The organism is Sphingobacterium sp. UBA6320 (assembly GCF_002440335.1).
Lineage (GTDB): Bacteria > Bacteroidota > Bacteroidia > Sphingobacteriales > Sphingobacteriaceae > Sphingobacterium.
Genome location: NZ_DJTA01000017.1, coordinates 56,504 through 74,310, shown reverse-complemented (window position 1 = coordinate 74,310; position 17,807 = coordinate 56,504). Strand labels below are relative to the sequence as shown.

At 38.0% G+C, this 17,807-nt stretch carries 15 protein-coding genes and 1 tRNA gene; 5 read left to right on the top strand and 11 right to left on the bottom strand.

Features of this window, described 5'->3' with window-relative positions; all coding sequences use genetic code 11:
- Window positions 1-202 precede the first annotated feature (202 nt).
- The 5 genes from B3P23_RS10325 to B3P23_RS10305 all read right to left on the bottom strand — a co-directional run bounded on the left by B3P23_RS10325 (window position 203) and on the right by B3P23_RS10305 (window position 4,030).
- Window positions 203-724: a ferritin-like domain-containing protein gene (locus tag B3P23_RS10325; RefSeq protein ID WP_052627616.1), complete on the bottom strand. Its 522-nt coding sequence runs from the start codon at window positions 722-724 to the stop codon at window positions 203-205.
- A gap of 276 nt (window positions 725-1,000) precedes the next feature.
- Window positions 1,001-1,312, bottom strand: a complete 312-nt coding sequence (locus tag B3P23_RS10320; RefSeq protein ID WP_293925711.1) for a MerR family transcriptional regulator — start codon at window positions 1,310-1,312, stop codon at window positions 1,001-1,003.
- Window positions 1,313-1,345: 33 nt separating this feature from the next.
- Window positions 1,346-2,059: a LytR/AlgR family response regulator transcription factor gene (locus tag B3P23_RS10315; RefSeq protein ID WP_293925710.1), complete on the bottom strand. Its 714-nt coding sequence runs from the start codon at window positions 2,057-2,059 to the stop codon at window positions 1,346-1,348.
- Between the two features lie 4 nt (window positions 2,060-2,063).
- A complete protein-coding gene (locus B3P23_RS10310; RefSeq protein WP_293925708.1) occupies window positions 2,064-3,071 on the bottom strand; it encodes a hypothetical protein in 1,008 nt (335 codons plus the stop codon).
- Between the two features lie 29 nt (window positions 3,072-3,100).
- Window positions 3,101-4,030 (bottom strand): hypothetical protein, encoded by a 930-nt coding sequence (locus B3P23_RS10305; RefSeq protein ID WP_293925707.1) that lies wholly within the window; start codon window positions 4,028-4,030, stop codon window positions 3,101-3,103.
- A 469-nt stretch (window positions 4,031-4,499) separates the two neighbouring features.
- On the opposite strand from B3P23_RS10305, the gene B3P23_RS10300 reads away from it, so the two are divergent.
- The 3 genes from B3P23_RS10300 (at window position 4,500) to B3P23_RS10290 (ending at window position 6,301) form a co-directional block, all read left to right on the top strand.
- Window positions 4,500-5,105: a hypothetical protein gene (locus tag B3P23_RS10300; protein ID WP_293925705.1), complete on the top strand. Its 606-nt coding sequence runs from the start codon at window positions 4,500-4,502 to the stop codon at window positions 5,103-5,105.
- A gap of 337 nt (window positions 5,106-5,442) precedes the next feature.
- Window positions 5,443-5,949 (top strand): MauE/DoxX family redox-associated membrane protein, encoded by a 507-nt coding sequence (locus tag B3P23_RS10295; RefSeq protein ID WP_293925703.1) that lies wholly within the window; start codon window positions 5,443-5,445, stop codon window positions 5,947-5,949.
- Between the two features lie 10 nt (window positions 5,950-5,959).
- Complete coding sequence (locus B3P23_RS10290) at window positions 5,960-6,301, top strand: hypothetical protein (RefSeq protein WP_293925702.1); 342 nt, start codon at window positions 5,960-5,962, stop codon at window positions 6,299-6,301.
- A gap of 37 nt (window positions 6,302-6,338) precedes the next feature.
- On the opposite strand, the gene B3P23_RS10285 is transcribed toward B3P23_RS10290, so the two are convergent.
- The 4 genes from B3P23_RS10285 to B3P23_RS10270 form a co-directional block, all read right to left on the bottom strand.
- On the bottom strand, window positions 6,339-7,811 hold the full coding sequence (locus B3P23_RS10285; RefSeq protein WP_293925700.1) for a TlpA family protein disulfide reductase: 1,473 nt from the start codon (window positions 7,809-7,811) through the stop codon (window positions 6,339-6,341).
- A gap of 1 nt (window position 7,812) precedes the next feature.
- Entirely contained in the window at window positions 7,813-9,168 is a 1,356-nt protein-coding gene (locus tag B3P23_RS10280) for a RagB/SusD family nutrient uptake outer membrane protein (RefSeq protein WP_293925699.1), read from the bottom strand.
- An 11-nt stretch (window positions 9,169-9,179) separates the two neighbouring features.
- On the bottom strand, window positions 9,180-12,482 hold the full coding sequence (locus B3P23_RS10275) for a SusC/RagA family TonB-linked outer membrane protein (RefSeq protein WP_293925697.1): 3,303 nt from the start codon (window positions 12,480-12,482) through the stop codon (window positions 9,180-9,182).
- 138 nt (window positions 12,483-12,620) lie between these two features.
- The gene (locus B3P23_RS10270) at window positions 12,621-13,304 is read right to left on the bottom strand and encodes a hypothetical protein (protein ID WP_293925695.1); all 684 of its coding nucleotides are present in this window, start codon (window positions 13,302-13,304) and stop codon (window positions 12,621-12,623) included.
- 592 nt (window positions 13,305-13,896) lie between these two features.
- Here B3P23_RS10270 and B3P23_RS10265 point away from each other — a divergent pair.
- The gene (locus B3P23_RS10265) at window positions 13,897-14,757 is read left to right on the top strand and encodes a hypothetical protein (RefSeq protein WP_293925693.1); all 861 of its coding nucleotides are present in this window, start codon (window positions 13,897-13,899) and stop codon (window positions 14,755-14,757) included.
- Between the two features lie 512 nt (window positions 14,758-15,269).
- Here B3P23_RS10265 and B3P23_RS10260 read toward each other — a convergent pair.
- Window positions 15,270-15,363 (bottom strand) — tRNA-OTHER (locus tag B3P23_RS10260).
- 48 nt (window positions 15,364-15,411) lie between these two features.
- Here B3P23_RS10260 and B3P23_RS10255 point away from each other — a divergent pair.
- Entirely contained in the window at window positions 15,412-15,633 is a 222-nt protein-coding gene (locus B3P23_RS10255) for a hypothetical protein (RefSeq protein WP_293925691.1), read from the top strand.
- A gap of 369 nt (window positions 15,634-16,002) precedes the next feature.
- Here B3P23_RS10255 and B3P23_RS10250 read toward each other — a convergent pair whose 3' ends face one another.
- Window positions 16,003-17,781, bottom strand: a complete 1,779-nt coding sequence (locus tag B3P23_RS10250) for a hypothetical protein (protein ID WP_293925689.1) — start codon at window positions 17,779-17,781, stop codon at window positions 16,003-16,005.
- Window positions 17,782-17,807: the final 26 nt, after the last annotated feature.

Here is a 17,807-nt window from a genome sequence, read left to right as displayed (position 1 = left end):
GCTTCTATATTTAATACTCCAAGACGATGGTCTGACCATCGTCGTTTGGAGATTTTTTGTGTTTTGTCTGGTCAATAGATCATCCATATCAACCCGCTGTAAAGAAAAGATGATGGAAGTGGTCAACCGCTAGCGTCTAAAACGAAAAAAAGCTGGCTCCTAAGAACCAGCTTTGATATTTTGACTATTGAATCCGTACCTTTTATTGAGCCTCTCCCACATTGGCTTCATCCATGGCAATTTCGGTCAGTAAAACATCTGTTTCTTTCTCTTCGGCCAGTGTAGCAGCCAAAAGCTCTTCTGCTTCCGTATGTTCCATCAGTCTGGCATAAGTGACCAGACAACCGTAACTTGCTATTTCGTAGTGCTCCACTTTTTGAGCAGCACAGATCAACGCTGCATCTAACACTTCTGGACTATCCTGGAATTCTTCCATAATTTCTTCAGCCTCGTTCAAAAGGCCTTCCATAGCTTTACACTTTTTGCCCCTTGCGGTCAGATCTAAACTGGAGAATACCGATTTTAACCGTTCTATCTGGCCTTCGGTCTGCTTATAGTGCGTTTTAAAAGCTTCTTTCAGCGTATCACTATGGGCTCCGTCTGATAACTTTTTTAGTCCTTTGAGCAATTGTCTCTCCGCACCGAGGATGTCTTTTAGTTCATCGACAAATAACTCATGTAAATGTGCATTTGGCATTTCGCCCGATTTGTTTCTACTAGCCATAATCGTATCGTTTTAGGTAACAAATAACGTTAGATCAGAACTCTTCCAACTAACTGCGATTAGAACTCATCAACTCGATGAATAGTTCGCAAAAAGATGGATATCACGTATAAAATTTAAATGTCAGGTAAAAACTACGGCTTCCTATAGGATTTTACATTGATCTGCACATCATGATTGACGAGGTTCTATTTCAAAAAATTCGTCCCTCAAAAAAAGAGAGACGAATGACAACATGTAGTTCAGAATAGCAAAAGATCGGGCGCTCCATTAGTACTATCCACGGTAACTATTTCGCAGACGCTCCACATCCACATCGCGGTAATAGCGTTTGTTTCGGGTACGTTTGGCCACGCAGATATACCCGTCCCGTTGTAGACGGTAGAGCGTTTCGGTTGAAATACCCACGTAAGATTTGACATAGTCCGCATCCCGCAGCAGCAAGTTGTCCTCCTCCATCTGCTCCCGAAGTTCAAGATATGCCGCAAGCTTACGCTTGGTAGCTAGGAGCTCCAACAAAATTAATTTTTGGGCATAGGAGTACCCTGGGCTTATGAGAAAGCCCCTTAAATGGTGATTTTTACGCATAGTTATATATTTAGATTTATAATAGTAAGCCCATCAATTTATATTATACAGTCGTTTTAACCCTACATCACTTACTTTAAGCTGCAGATCCGGCCGGTCCGGCAGTACAAACGTTTTATCAACTATCTTTGTTGTAAAATCAGTGTTGACAATAAAACCGCGGTGCACCCTTACGAAGGTTCTCTTTGGCACAAGTTGTTCTGCCTGTTCCATCGTAAGGCGGTACTCAAAGTCCTCCTCTGCTTGACGTAAATGAAAGATGACATAATTTTTGATAGACGCAATTGCGACCACATCACTGAATTTAATAAAACGGTCTGTGTTTTTAAATTTGAACCACTGTCCACTCGGTTCTATTTCCAAATCAATCTTAACCGTGATATTTTTCTGCTCCAGGGCGCGCTTAAAAGCAATGTACAAATCCGGAAAACTGACAGGTTTGATCAGATAATCTGCAACAGCCATTTTAATGCCTTTGTAGCTATATTTTTCTGTTTTGGTGTACAGAATAACTGGCGGCCTTTTATCAACAGGTAAAGTAAGATAAAGGTCCAGTCCGGACATGTCGGGCATTTCAACGTCCAGCAATAAGACATCAGGAGGATTGTCAATTATAGCATTAAAACCATCAATGGCTTTCGTATAACTCTTCACTTCTCCCATCTGCGGAATTCCCCTTAATGCTTTTTCAGCTTTTCGAATATCGAATAAATCATCATCGATAATCATGACATCATATTTGGCCATTCTATTAAGATTTAAAGGTTAATTTAATAACAAAGTATTTCTGATCATAAAGAGCATACTCCAGTTCAATAAAGTGATTGTTCATCTGCTCATAAAGCCTATTAACAAGTTGTAATCCTTTACCTGTCCCATGCTGCAGATCTGCCGAGGATATACAATTTTTAATCTGGAGCTGCATTCCGTGTTGTGTTCTGATCCAACGGATGACAATCGGTTCTACCGGATCACAGGGACTATAAGCAATGGCATTTTCAATCCAGGTCATCATAGACAGGGTGGGCACAGATCTGTTCCACATTCTCCGATCCAGCAATTCATCCCCTTCGACCATAAAACTGCGGTCCGTGCTATAGGATACCAATAACATTGAGTAATGCCATTCCTCTTTCAAAGGAACCAATACGGTAGGCTTAGCTATTTTATCGGTCACATACTGAAAAAAATCCAGGCTTTCGCTCTGAACAGATTTGGGCTGGACACGGACAATATTGTACAGCCGTCTCATAAAATGACCGGACAGCAATTGCACATCGGACATGCTGTGCAGCTGTGCGCGTACTTTTTTGGAAAGCGCGTATGTATAGCAATGTGCCCAAGCAAAATAGTCGGCCGCCGCGATCACAACAAAGAAAAGCAGACCACTACTAATACGAGAAAGCAGCTCGGTTCGATGTTCTGGTTTCCAGTCGCTGGTAAATCCGTCGAAAAACAGCGGTACCAGGTCATAATAATAGTACTTGACACACCTATAGGTCATCGCCACGCACAGCAAAAGCAACAAGCACCAGACAAACCAAAACCTACCCTTAGCTAGTGCGATTCGATAACAGATGTACATGGCTGAAAAGAAGAGCATAAAAGGCAGTACATAGACGGTAAAAGTCAGTGGTGTAAAAAGATGGAGCTTACCGAAATTGACAATCGTCAAGCCCAGTAATAAGATTAACAGACAGATAGCCATACGCTTCAAAAGACTATGCTGGATTGATGTTAGGATTGATTGAATATTCATTTTACAAAAGGTTAACTCAAACATAATAATTAACTATCAGTAAAACAAGGCGATACTTCGAAGAATTGTCTGTTCTTTATGTCAAATAAATATTTTTTACGATTATATTCGAACGGTGCCAGCGAGCTTCCTTTTGCCGTAATACCTCTTTTATCAATAGCTGTACTTCCATTGGACTGATGTATAAAGGCCCAGTTTTCCCAATAGATCCATCCCTGCTGCATCATCTGGTGAAATGCCATCTGCAGCGCGGAAAATGCGCCCATCATGATTTCTTCTCCCTGTCCTTTCGCAGTCTCCATAATTTTCATAAAAGGTGCTATTTGCCATTGGACTGCGTTATTTGCCCGCTTCATAAAAGTGCAGTGCACAGAAATTCCGAAACGGCACGCCAGTTTAAAAATATTGGTCCGCCAGTAAAAGAAGTGGCTCCCAAAAGGAACAGCCAGTTTATGTTCACCGATGCCCTCCTTCTCTTTTCCCACCCCTTCATCAGCATCAAGGAACATCAACACCAAGCGTTTATGTTGAATAGCCCGCAGGATATGTCGGAGTGAGTTTGCCTCATTTGCATCAATACATTCCAGTTGATTTTGTAACATTCCGGCATCCTCGAGTTCCGATCGGTAATAGTTGAGCTCTCGTTCCAATACAGCCCCAGATACCAGTAAGGTGACCTGATAACCCATTTGCACCAGCAATTTGGGCAACAGGCGGTATGGACCATAGTGAAAGGTGATCAAGATCCCAGTGATTTCAGCCCGCTCAACACCGGCCTTATTCAATTGACCCAACCTTTTTAAAGGGAATTCGCGGTATAATGTTTCAAAATTATCCCGATTGTTGATCCAAGTGGTATAATGCTCCCATAAGATGGAGACCGGTTTGTCCTGAAAAAACTGCTGGACATTTGCCAGCCACATCAACCGGTGTAGATTTTGTTTTTCTTGTACTTTCATATCGTTTACAGCATATGGATAGCATCATTCAATGAACCAGAGAGAAGACAGCTTCTCTCTGGTTCGGGAAAAGCATTTCTCCTAACTAAAATGAAGAAGGCCAGCACTTGCCGCTACCTAAATCAATTAGTGGAGTATCTTCAGTAAAAAGCTCAAAGATTGAACTTCCTTCAAAGACTACCGGCTCGATTTTTTGAATTTCGATTTCCATAATCGTCTATTTCGTTTACGACCTATAACCATCCGGGTCAGGTCAATCCCGTTGCCATAATGGGCAGTTATTTCTCCTTTTTGCTGGCCAGCAGAACAAATATGAAAGTTGCTTTCTAAATAAAAAATAATTGGGAAATATTGCTTTATCGAGGGATAAAACGATATTTCATCCAAATACCCTCGCTAAATGTTTGGATTCATCCCTCTATCAAGGTGATTCGTCCCTACATATGCCTTTATTTCCCAAGAATTGATTTTGCAAACATCGTTTAATAAATTGTGGGTCTATTTTATGCTCAATACCAGCCAATACTTAATTATGAAGAAAAGTAAGGTAGAGATTTTAGCCAGTTTTTTAAAAGACATCCATGCAGAATGGGTATCTGCCATACCTGAACTAACGGATGCATTTGAGGAGATCCGCTTTGTTAAGGGCGAGTACCTGACCAACAACTGGGGAGAGCTCTATCTTATAGCCGAGGGTTTATTTGGAAAGTATGAAAAGACCTGTCCGGTAAGGTATGCCATTAATGGCGAATCGCTGATGATCCCCTACCACAGGCATGACTATCAGTTTATCGCACTCAGTGACTGCCGGACCTACATGACCACAAGGAAACAGCTATATACGATTAATACAAAAAACCCAAAGCTTTTCCCGATCTACGCCAGCCTGATGGACAAACAGCAACAGTATCTGGACTATCGGGCAAAGTTGCTCTCATTGCCCAATCCTGATAAATATGATTTTGTCTTTGACAAATATCCGGATATACGCCAGTATATCAAACATAAAGAATTAGCCCAGTTTATGGGGATCAGTGAAGAGTTGCTTCGTCGACTTATACGCGAAAGAGAATAGGCATTTTCCCAATAATTTGGGTTTTTATACCCAATAATTTGGGCATAAAAACCCAAAACATAGTGTCCAAATTCCCAAAATATAACAAAAAATGCTGTTGAAATTTGTAATAGCAGGTCGGATGAAAGAGATCATTACCATCCAACTTAAAAGTAGAAAGAAACCGTGAAAGTATCATTTTTTCCGATCTGCCCAATAAAAAACAAGGTTATGAAACAATACAAGAAAAAATTTGCCGTCTTCCCCAGAGGCGGGTGAGACCCGCAAACAGGAAATCAGTTAACGACAGTTGACTATTCCGTTGCATGGATAGAAGAAACATTCACAACGCAATCAAATGGAACATATCATCAACAACAAGGGCAACAAGGTACACCCGGCAACATCCACAAAAAACGGTAGTTTAATCCGTCGGAGTGCACGGTGGATCAAGCCTCGCATACCTGCTTTGATTATTTATGGCTATGCTTTCTTATATTTCTATACAGGAATTGCGAAGCTGCAAATTATCACTGAATTTATCCGGGGAAACAGCAAAATCCCTTATTTAGGAAAATATGCTGAACTGATCGGCTGGGGCATTCCTTCTTTGGAAATCCTGCTGGCTGTACTATTGATTGTCCCGGTATACAAGATAAAGCGTTTTGCCCTACATGCATCTACCTTTTTGATGGGCATATTCGCACTTTATCTGACCCTAATGGTCGCTTTTGTTGAAAAAAAACTCTGTAATTGCGGAGGTGTGATCGAATCCATGGGCTGGAGAACACATATTATCTTTAATGTGGTCTGGTTTATCGCCGGAATCTACGCCCTAAAAAAAACAAAAATTATAAACAATTAAAACTAAAGGTATGAAAACCTCATTAAAAAATTTCACAAAAGTGCTACTTGGAGTAGCTGTATTAGGCGGTGCGGCATTGACGCAATCATTTACACAAAAACCAAAAGCTGATAAAAAGTTAGCGGGCGTTCATCGTTTTTATAATAAAACCGGAATTCCTTCAACTAATCCTGCTGATTTCATTTATCAAGATGAGGAAAACCTGTTATGTCAGGAAAATCAGGAAAAAGATTGTTCTGCAGAATGGAATCTTGGTACTGCAAATCCTGTAGTCGGTCAAGCGCCACCTTCGACAGCCACTATAGTCCCCAATAGTGCAGAAAATGGCGAATATCAAGAACCTATGAACTAGGTTGCAAAAGCCGGAAATAATACTTCCGGCTTTTGTATTAATGAATCAAACTTTTCTCTATGGTTTTTATCAGTGTTTCGGCACTGGAACTAGCTATTCCTAAATTGACATTATCCGAAGTCTCAATTAGACCATTCTTACCCATCAAAATTGGAAAAGGATACCCATTTATCCTAAGGTTTTTTATAAGAACATGATTATTACCTTCTCCGTTGGTATATAGTTTCAAACTATGTTCAGAATTATATTTTTCAGATTCGACCGAGCTCCTCCAAACTTCGAAATTTTTATCGATACTTACACTCACAAAAACAACATCTTCATTTTTCCTAAAATGTTCTTCAGCTTTTGAAACCTTGTTTTTAAAATAAGTAACACAATTTCCACAACCTGTATAATAAAAATCAAAGAAAACTACTTTACCCAATAGATCATTTTTTGTCCACTGTTTACCTTTTAAATCTGTTAATTCAAAATCTGGAAAAGGCATCCCCGCCCCAATTGCCCTCATTTCTTCCAACTTAGCCAACCTCATCGGTGACTTTGTTATTGAAATCATCCAATTCAAAATATTCAATCTGTCAGCTCCTTTTACTTGATAAAATGTCCTGGATAGATAAGCATAAGCCATTTTTTCTAAAGATTCGCCTTTAAAGTCAGTTTGCAACTTATGTAACTGATATTCTACTTTGTTCTCCTCTGAAAATGTTGCCTCTAATTTTGAATAAAGTAAATAAAAAAGCATATAGTCTGTCGATAGCTTCATGTTTCCCAGAACTGCACCATTCCCATAATTAGATTTAAATTGATTGAAAACATCTTTAATCGCTCTTGTTCGCTCTAGATCATTTGATACAAAAGAAAGTATTAATGGCTTCAAAAAATAAGCAGTATATATTTTATAAAACATATTGGTGAGCATCCATTTTTTACAATTACTATCGAAACCAGTTTCATTGATCAACCTTCCAACTTCAATATTCATATCAACAGCTCGATCATAACCAAATGATCGAGCAAAATCACTGGTAAAATAATCAAGTGTTGTTGGATAGTTTGGATAAGTAATTCTATTTCCAACTATTCCATCTAGTTTATATTGCAATTCATATAGGGCCGACCCACGTCCGTTAATGGAAATACGATCAAAATTACGCTTTGAATCATTATCCTCAATAACAATACTGTCGGTATTATTCACAAACCAATTTGCAATTAAACCATATCTAGTTCCTCTCGAATATAAATTAACGGTTAATATAAAATTATTAGGTACTTGGTCCAGTTTGATGGTTCCCACTCCGCCCTCAAGTGGAAAAATATTTCCATTAATCAGTTCTGTTTCATTTTTTAATACATCGGCATGTTCATCCAGATGCTGCACAGTAACCACTGCCTTGTCGTATGAATCAAATCCTTTCAATTGAATCGTAAAATTTGATTTGTTCTGTGCTTCAAGTAATAAAGTGCGACAAAGTATTATAAATAAAATTATTATCTTTTTTCGCATATTATCTTGGGTTTTGGGGCATTTCATTAATCAATAACTCTTTTTGCGGAATTGGAAGAGCATACTTAGGATCATTAGGCATTAAAGTAATCTCCACGCCGTTGATTTTCCTTTTCATAAAAACTTGCTGCTGCAAAGTTTTATTAAGCCGCTTGATATCGGACAGACGTAAACATCGGAACAATAGAGATTTACGCCTTTCTTCCAGAACAAGTGATAATGCAATATTTAGATCTTTAAAAACAACTTCGCTATATTGACCTACCTTCCAACGCGTTGACATGAATTTGTTAAACAAAATCATTGCATCATTCAATTGCTCGGTCCGTATCAAACATTCAATTGCATTGAGATATACCTCATCTAAAGCTAATCCTGCAAAACAATTTGCGACGCCAAAGTATCCGCCTTTAAAACGGGGTAATCCAGCATTAAGACGGAAAAATAATTGCTTGCGAAGGTCATTTTCGGCATAAGAACGATAAAGTGTACTATCGATCACGTGATTAGTCTGAGACAGCACTGCTGGATTTGCGATATACACCGAAAATATCACCTCAGCATTAAAACGGTCAAATGGAAATGAAGCCGCCGTATTTAATTTATTATAATCCAGCAATACATCATTATTGGATAAACAAAGCCGCGCATAATGTAGAGCGGTACTATAATCCGACATAGCAAGATAGACCCTCGAGAGCATAGCCCATACCGCCATTCTTGATGGTCTCATTTTATTAATTGCTGTGACCGGCAACAATGACTCCGCATCTTTTAAATCGTTGACGACGTGATCATAACTAGCCTTCACTGAGCTACGGACCATTTTATCATTGACATTTCCAGAACTTTTGATCGGAATACCTAAAAGATCATTCTCACTGTACGCTTGACAGAATTCAGATAATAGCGCATAATGGTAAAATGCACGATAGAATAACGCGCTACCTTTTACATTATCCCAACCTTCGGGATCAGTCATTCTATTGACCTTGTTAACCCCCTCGTTTATGATATTTATCTGCAGTAATTTCTCGTAAGCATCGTGCCAGCTTGCACTTCCTTGTCCTTCATAAAAATCATTTCCACCTTTTGCCCATGAATAGATGTTGCGTGCCGCAACTGTACTCAGTGCATTGTATGTAGCATCAGTAAGATATAGGTTGTCTGCTGTAACTTCCATGTTTCCAAAAGAACTAGATCGATTGAATTCAGAAACATTGTCTAACCAAGCCTGAAGGTCTTTAACACTCGTAGGCACAACCAATGACTGATCTGGTTTTACCTCGAGCCATGAACTCGAACAACTTATTGTTGTGCATAAAAGGACTGCTGTTATAGCATATATTATTTTCATATCATCTATATTTAATAGGTTAAAGAGACACCAATTGTCATTTGCATCGGCGCCGGGTAAGTACTCAAAGTACTGGCATTTCCAGAGATGTAATCCGGATCATAGCCCCATCTATTCGCTTTCCACAGTAAGCCTAAATTCTCAACCTGACAAAGTAATCGAAGAAGTGTCTTTCTCCCCCCTATGTCAGGCTGAAGCTTGTATGAAACATATACATCTTGCAGGCGAAAATGAGCAGCATTGCCCACATTGACCGTGCTGTACTGATAGATATTATCTCGATTTTGGTTTCCGGGATAAGTAAAACTGGGAACATCTGTTTTCAAGTCGTCACCTACCACTTGCCAACGATCTGCAAATTCAGCATGTCCAGTAAGTTTACTAGAACTTGTCAGCTCTGCATAAGATAAACTCGGCTTACGAAATACATATCCCAATTTATAAAGTATGCTCGCTCCTACTTCAATATTTTTTAGCTGGACACGATTCACCCAACTACCGAAATACTTGGCGCGAGTCATTCCTCCGTAAATCAGGTTCTCCGCCTGTAGATTATTGAGTAGCTCATTATAATCGCCACTTATATTTCCTGCGACATCCCTGATACGTGGGCCACCATTAGCTGGGTCAAGCCCCGCCCATTCGAAACTGTATAGACTATGCACAGGATATCCTACACGGGGGATGTTGTCATTCGCCGTGTAATACATGACAGAAGTGCGACCTATGTCATATGCTTTTACTTGATCATAAGTGTAGCTGAAGTAAAAATCAGATCGCACACTCAAAGACTTCCTATTAACAAGATGTGCGGTTAATTTTACATCCAACCCCTCACCAGAAATGGTACTATAGTTACCCCTCATATTGGATACACCACTGCTGGGAGCAAATGGTTTATCACCAATCATATCTTTACCATTTTTCAGATAATATTCCAGACTTCCTTCCAGCCATTTGTTTGCTAAACGAAAATCTATAGCAAAATTAGCCTGACCGATACGCTCCCATCGGAGATCAGGATTTCCGAGATTGACCATCGTTGCATAAGGAAGTCCTGTAAAACCCGCATTACTTCTATATTGTAAAGTGGTAACACCAGTTAAATTAGATGCAAGATTACCACTATAGCCATAAGTTGCTCTCAAATCAAACTGGTCAAATATTCCATTTTGGAAAAAAGATTCTTTCGATACTCGCCATTTTGAACCTACAGACCAAAGTGGAACCATCTTTTGGTTTGCATTGACTCCAAAATAATTTGAACCGTCTACCCGACCACTGAGTGAAAAAATATAGCGTTCTCGAAAAGCAAAAGATCCATTAAAAAAGGAAGATACAAAGCGAGAAATTCCCTTTCCCTGACCACTATAATTTGGAATCGCTGCAGTAGTGCCATAAGGATTAAGAGTAAAATACGATCGGTAATCTACAGGTTGAGCAGTTAATATTTCGGCATCGTAGCCATACAGCCTAAAATAGTCCGAAGCACGGTTTGTCTGTGAGATCTCTGTTCCTAATAACGCATCAAGACGCCATTCATTACCAACTAAATTATAATTTAACTGCCCTCTGAGATTAGCTGAGCGTACCTGTGCTTTTGAAAAATTTGCAATACCTCCAATCGGAATATTAAAACCCACCACCTTTCCTTCCAGTATTTGTGCATACTGATTGGTCATATTGCGGGCTAGGAAAGATTCTTGCGGAGCCACAATATTATTATTAGAAAAGCTCTGTTGCATCTGACTGCTGATATCGGCAGTAAGTCCTTTCAGCAATTTCAGATTGAGCGATGTATAAGCACGAATATCATGTGCTGTAGTCTCATTTTTTGTACGACCCAATTCTTGTATGGGCCAATAATTCCAGTCCAAAAAACTCTTTTGGGGAGCCAACTCATCAACCCAGGTGCTACTAAACAAAGGATAGTAAGGCACTTCATTTCCTTCACTGTCCCGAAAGCGGGAATATGGATAAAAACTACTGCCACTTAAAACTTCTGAAACCGTATTATCTAATTCATTTTTTGATTTGATATAATTCAATCCCAACGTCCATTTAATACGATCGGAAATTGAAAAGGTATTTGAAATATTGATTGTCAACCGATTTCCGTGGTTGTGATTTAAAGTTTGTAAATCCTTGTTATAACCTATCGACGAGAAATATTGCCCTTTATCATAACCTCCGCTGATATTAAGGTCATAGTTTTGGAGGAGTTTGTTTCTATAGAAGGTAGATGATATTTCTTTTCTCACATCGTAACCAGTTAATGTTTCTTTTAGACGTTCAGCTTCAGCCATTTGTCCCTGATAAAGTAGTTGCACATAGGGAGATATTACCGGATAGTTCTGTGTATCATCGAAAGCAGAATTATACCGTCCACTATCAAAAAGTAATTTTTCTGCGGATAAGTACGTCTTTGCATCCATATAATTGGGAGCATATTTTAAATTAGGAACTGATGAAATAGATATGCGAGTATTAAAAGAAATTACAGGAGGTTGACCAATAACACCCTTTTTAGTTGATATTACAATAACACCATTTCCTGCTCTAGCCCCCCATATACTTGCAGCCGCCGCATCTTTGAGTACATCGACAGAAAGGATATCTTCAGGATTGAGCATGTTAATATCTCCACTATAAGCAAATCCATCAACAACAATCAAAGGTTGGTCATTTGCAAATATTGTGCTCTGCCCCCTTATAGAAATATCTTTTTCATTGTTAAAGCGCAGTCCACTAACAAGTCCTTTCAATCTAGATAAAACAGTAGTTGCGGGACGCGTATTGTAATAATTCATATCTGCTTGAGCAAAACTCCCTGTTGCACGTTCTTTCGGTATCTTCTGATATCCCGTAGATACCACGTTTACTTCTTCGAGTTTATTATCGTCAGGTATCAATTTAACAGTCATTGATACTCCTGCGGTATAATTGAGTTCTTGGCTTTTGAAACCAACAAAGGAGAATTTGATTTTACCCTTTTGGTTGTTGACGAGCATTTTAAAAGTCCCATCCTTTGAACTTTTAATTTGTATATTCTCCTCTTCGATACGAATGGATACCCCCGGCATTGGGCTATTGTCAATTGCAGATAGCACCTGCCCTACCAGTTCATATTTTACCTGCCCATTCACCCCGCTGTCCTTGCGGGGTGTCTGAGCGTAAGTACTCACCATAAAAGCGTTAGACATCAAGGTGAACAATAACATCTTGCCAATCAGCAAGATGTTATCCCCCTTGGATTTAAATAGCTTTTTGAGGTATCCCCAAAGCTTTATTCTATATCTATCATCTGTATTCATTGTTGTTAATTTTTTGGGTATAGTTCCACCGTCCCCATTTCATGCCGAGGGTTTACTTTTATCATGTCAGTTGTATCCCTCGGCAGAATTGAGATTCACGGGTAGAAAATTTATTTTTAATACTTCAGCTACGGCCTTTTAATAGACGAGCTTTCCTATTTGGTTTCCTTTGGTTCTCATAATCACGGTGGTCTGATCCTCCCAGATCAGTTCTACCGACTCGCCATTTTCAGTTGTGATCGGTCGGCTATCTGTGACAATGGACAGCTGCTCCACTTTGACATCCAATTGAAAATGATCATTCAGATCATTACAGATCCGTTGCTGATACTCTTCAATGGCGGTATCGGCAGGTACGGTGAGTTCATAATGGTAGATCAGCTTTTCTCCGTACTCACAAGATCGGCAAGGGATATACCTGGCTCGGTCTTGTCCGAACACGATAATCTGTTCTTTTGGAAAATTGGATGGCAGACCCAAGGCAAATAAGTAGGCTTCATAGATCGACATGCAGACCATCGTGATCCGAAGTACATCTTTGCGCACATCGCTCACTATAGTGATATAGGGATCGGTCTTTTCCACCGCGGGAACTAGTATCGAATAGTATAGCTCCTTTGGTCTTTGCGCTACAATAGATAGTGGCACATGAGGTACGCGTCCTCTGGACCTGACGGGCTTAGGCTTTTTAGATTTCTGTTTTGGTATTGGTGTTGTCATAATGGGTTTTTTGGTTACTGGAACACTTTTTTCGCTAAAAAACGAAGACATTTCTCTCCCTGGGGACAGCACATAGCTCTCCCTAACACAAGTTTTTTGCATTGTTTAATGGTTTACATTGAAGGTGAATCAGGAGCTAAAATTCAGGCAATAAGCCTCCTCTTCAACCGTCAAATGGTTAAAAAATAAACTGGAAAAAATGCAATGTTATGGGTTCATCAAGGTCAAAACTGGGCTTCGTGATTGCATTTTGAATGGATAGTCAACATAGTGACTTGGCGCAGCAGATCAACCTGCCGGCTTGATGATGTTTTTGGTGGTTTGTTTTTTGTTCATAACTCGTTTTATAATTAACGAGTCTCGAGGCAAGTTATATTGATGAATATGGGACTACATGCCGTGGTTGCATTAAAGTTTCTGAAGCCTAACGTAACACGGACTAACAGTAGGCCCATATCCATCTTGATAAGCAAATATACGATTTGCATTACAAAGAAAAGACATGGGTATTTTAAACTACTGCCCTGCGTTACGGCTTCAGAAATTGCAACCGCAAGACTCTTATTTTAAATACCACTATTATTTATACAGAAATAAATTCCTGTTAATAATACTATCACAAACATAATGAATTAATCTAATAATTCACATAAAAATATTATATATTTTTTCACAATCTGCCATAACTTAAAGAATGGCAAAGGACACCAATCATATAGTCGGAAAGAATTTAGAAATTGTAAGGAAAAAGCTCTTGTTTTCCCGTAAAATATCTGCAAAGAAAGCTGAAATTACGCCACGATCTTTAGAGTTAATAGAAAAGGCTGACAAGTATCTAAATATAACTGATAGAGATAAATATATTGATTTTCTTGGACTTAATTTAGAAACTCTTAGTGATAAGAACTTCAACTTGACTTGGCAGGAACTTTCATATATTTTAACTAAAAAACACCCTAATGACGATAATATAACCGAAATAGAACCGAATAAAGTTATCCCAAAGCAAGTGATAACGCAAAGAGCTATGCCCGATAAATTATTAGAAACACCAATTTCAGTAACAGAATTAAAAGTAGAAATACAAAAAAGGTTTAAATACAATTTTGATAGAAATAAACTACAAAATGCTCTTAACAATTTAGTATTTGAAGGCACCCTAACTAAGTCAAAGGATTCCCCAATTAAGTATCAAAGATCAAGTCAAAAATTTAATCGAGAAATTGATTATATTTTTGACTTGGTAGTAAAATTAGAAGAAATTACTACCAGTAGCACTTCCAACTTAGTGAATGACCTTTCTAATAAAACTAAACCATCTTTAAGAAAAATGGCTAAGATCTTAATAACATTAAAAGACTGCGAAAAATCTAGGTCAGACCTATTTACAAGTATTGGAATGATAAACGACAGCAATAATGTTATTCGAACTATATCTGTATTGGAAAAACTCAATTTAATTCAAAAAACGAAGTTAGCTCCAAAAAGTAGTAGACAAAAATATAAATTGACAGAAAAAGGTTTACAACTACTTCAAGAATTGGATATGTTATAATCATTAATTGATCTTCCAAATCACGAAATTTTAGACATTGATCGTATGCTAAGAAAAATGAAATTAAAATAAATAATACTTTTTTTAGTAATATTGTTTATTGGAATTTCAATAGAATTTGATAATTATTATCTTCAAAATTCAATCGTTGGGAATTATATATACAATTTTCCTATATCAACTGCGGATGGTCCCAATGAAGGTGACCAATTACTATTAAAAAATAATGGTATTTTTAATAGTAAAACATTGGCCAAGGCACTTACATTATTTCTGAGAGTAGATTGAAATTATTTTATAATTCGGACAAATCTGATTTTGAATGTAACTTTTATCGACCATTTTTCTGGGGAAAGCCACGTATAAAGATTAACTCAGATCTGAATTGCTACTTCTCTAAAATAAATTAATATGTTTTGAGGCTTTACGTTCAGACGGATTTCCGAAACTCTAAGTTTGGATGTAACCCCTCCTGACGCAAAACCTGTTTTAACTGCAGTACATTTTAGTGATGGTAATTGGGTTCGAACCAACAACGTTCCTTGGAAAATGTTCTGAATAAAACACTTTCCAAGGGAGTGCTTTAACCAATTAAGCTATACCAATATAGATTTACAACCTTCTGGAATTCAAGGAAGGGATAAAGTACTAAAAGTGATACCTCCTATCCCACTAGGAGCAGGTTCTGCATCTACATTGAATGCCGTGATTGAAAACACAAAGTTTTTCGACAAAGCAAGAAACTTAGAGGAAATAGTTAATCATTGCAATAAATTACAAAATCAAACTTGGACGAGTTCGGATTTCACTGATGCATTGAGTCGTGCTGTTAAAGGAAAAAACAAAAGATTAGAAGTCGTAATTGTTGATGGTTAGAAATCTTTTTTAAAATCAAATAGATATCATTAATTTAGGGATATTTACACTATTTAAAGTCAGCGCTAAGCGTGAAAGTAAGATATACAGCACGTTTGTCAATTATACTTCTGGAACTCAAAACCTTTTTTGCCACACATACCTACACCCAGAATGTTATAAATATCCCTTGATTCAACAATTCCATTTTAGCAGACTTTAAATGTGCATGCTATCCAGAAATACAAGGAGATTTGCTCATTCGGAATTTCTACAGATGATGATATTGTCATTAATCCATCAGCCGTATTTTTTTATTTTCCTAAACTCAATTAATAATATATTGATAAGTCTATTGTCTTTTTGTGCAAAATAAAATTCAGTCATCCATTATTCAGGTAAATAATAACTCTCATTCATCTCTTCATGAGGTTCAAATTTGTCATACCTAATTGACATTTGATGCACACGTATTTGGTATGCTGAAATCTTTTCGACTGATTCATTTAGGGTTTGACATTCATCTACTGTTAGATAAAATTTATGATGCTGTAACCAGTTTTGGATTATTCCATATGATTTATGTTCATAATTATCTTCAGTTTCCATCTTCTGAACTATATCTATAGCGTTTTTTATTTTAGAATGCTTTACTTGAGGGCGTAGACCAGGTAATAAGCTCACCATTCCATCATCTGAAATTACAATTATCATCGTGGGGTTATCGTTGTGCTGCGTTTCATAATATGTTAGAGCAGAATTATAGCGTGAACCACGAGAAGTATCGCCTTTTTTTAATAATGCCCCGTCTAGTAATACACCAAAAGCATGAAGATTTGCATGTTGATCTATCATTATACCACCATCAACACGCATTAGACGTGTAAGTTCTTCTGAGGTCAGTGGTGTAGGTTTTGTCTTGAAACAGCGGGCATTAAGCCGGTCGGATTCTTTGTCAGCATTTTCTGATATTATTATTTGGGCGCCTTTTTTTTCAGCTAAAGCTGTGGTTATTAAATCAAAGATGTGCTGACATTCATCTTTTTTAAAGGAGCTGAAGATTCGAACACCGTCCGAATAGAGTTTCTCAAAACCTAAGTTGATCGTAACCGGCTCCAACTTTCCATGTACCATCCGAAGAAGTTTATTTCCCGAATGAACTGCTTCCCATTGATGGAAACCTGTGAAATTTATTGTAATTATCGATTCGCTTTCTTCCTGGTATGTCGAATGATCGATCCGTCCTAAACCCAGAACTTTTTCGCTATTTGTTACAACGCAAATATCATTTTCACACAAACGGAGTATTTTCAACGTTTTTCGATGATTTGAAAGATCAAACGGATCGGTCAGTACTCTTACCATTTCTATCGCATCGTGATTTTCTATGGCAATAATCAAACTTCCTACTACTACCTCATTCTCATAAGTGGAGAGTGATATCATCTCACAGTTAGGGTAGAGTCCATGCATTCCCATAAACTTTCGACCTCTGGTTGCTAGGGACACCATCAAATCCTGAGCTGCTATGTTAAGGTAGTCGCTAGAAGACCTTAATCCACCTCTTAGATTAGAACCGGCGTCAGGAATATATATCGAGTTTGTTGCATCTTCAATAAACTTTTCTATTGCGCACTCAAGTATTGACCGTTTTAGATACATCCTTTCGTCATTAGGTAAAGTAGTTCTGTTCAATACGATGTATTTATCGTGAACGGAGCTTTCAAATCGTACTATGATATATATATCGTAGCCATATAAAGATTGACCTGTACCGACATAATGAGTATTTCCCGGCAAACGCTCGTCTAGCATCTTTTTTAAATGTTGCCTTCTATGATTAGCTAAATGCCTAACTGTCATGATTTCATTTTGTCCTTCGCCAGAGTAGTACATCTGACTATCTTCGCTATTCTCGTAGCTTTTCTGTGCCAGTTGATGAAAGTTATCATAGATGTCGGCACCGTAGTAGTCAAATTCTTCTGGTTCAAAGCAGACTGGAGCATGATGTGTTTCTTCCTGATCTGATAACCCGATCATGAAAACGGTGGGTATCAGGTCAATTCCCAAGTATGTAAATATATCCTTAGCTGTGTATTGTAAACCTTGTACAAAGTGAACCTGATAAGACCACATGAAATATTTTAATGTTTTTGGATATTCGCTCATAAAGTAGTAGAAATATTGTTTAATCT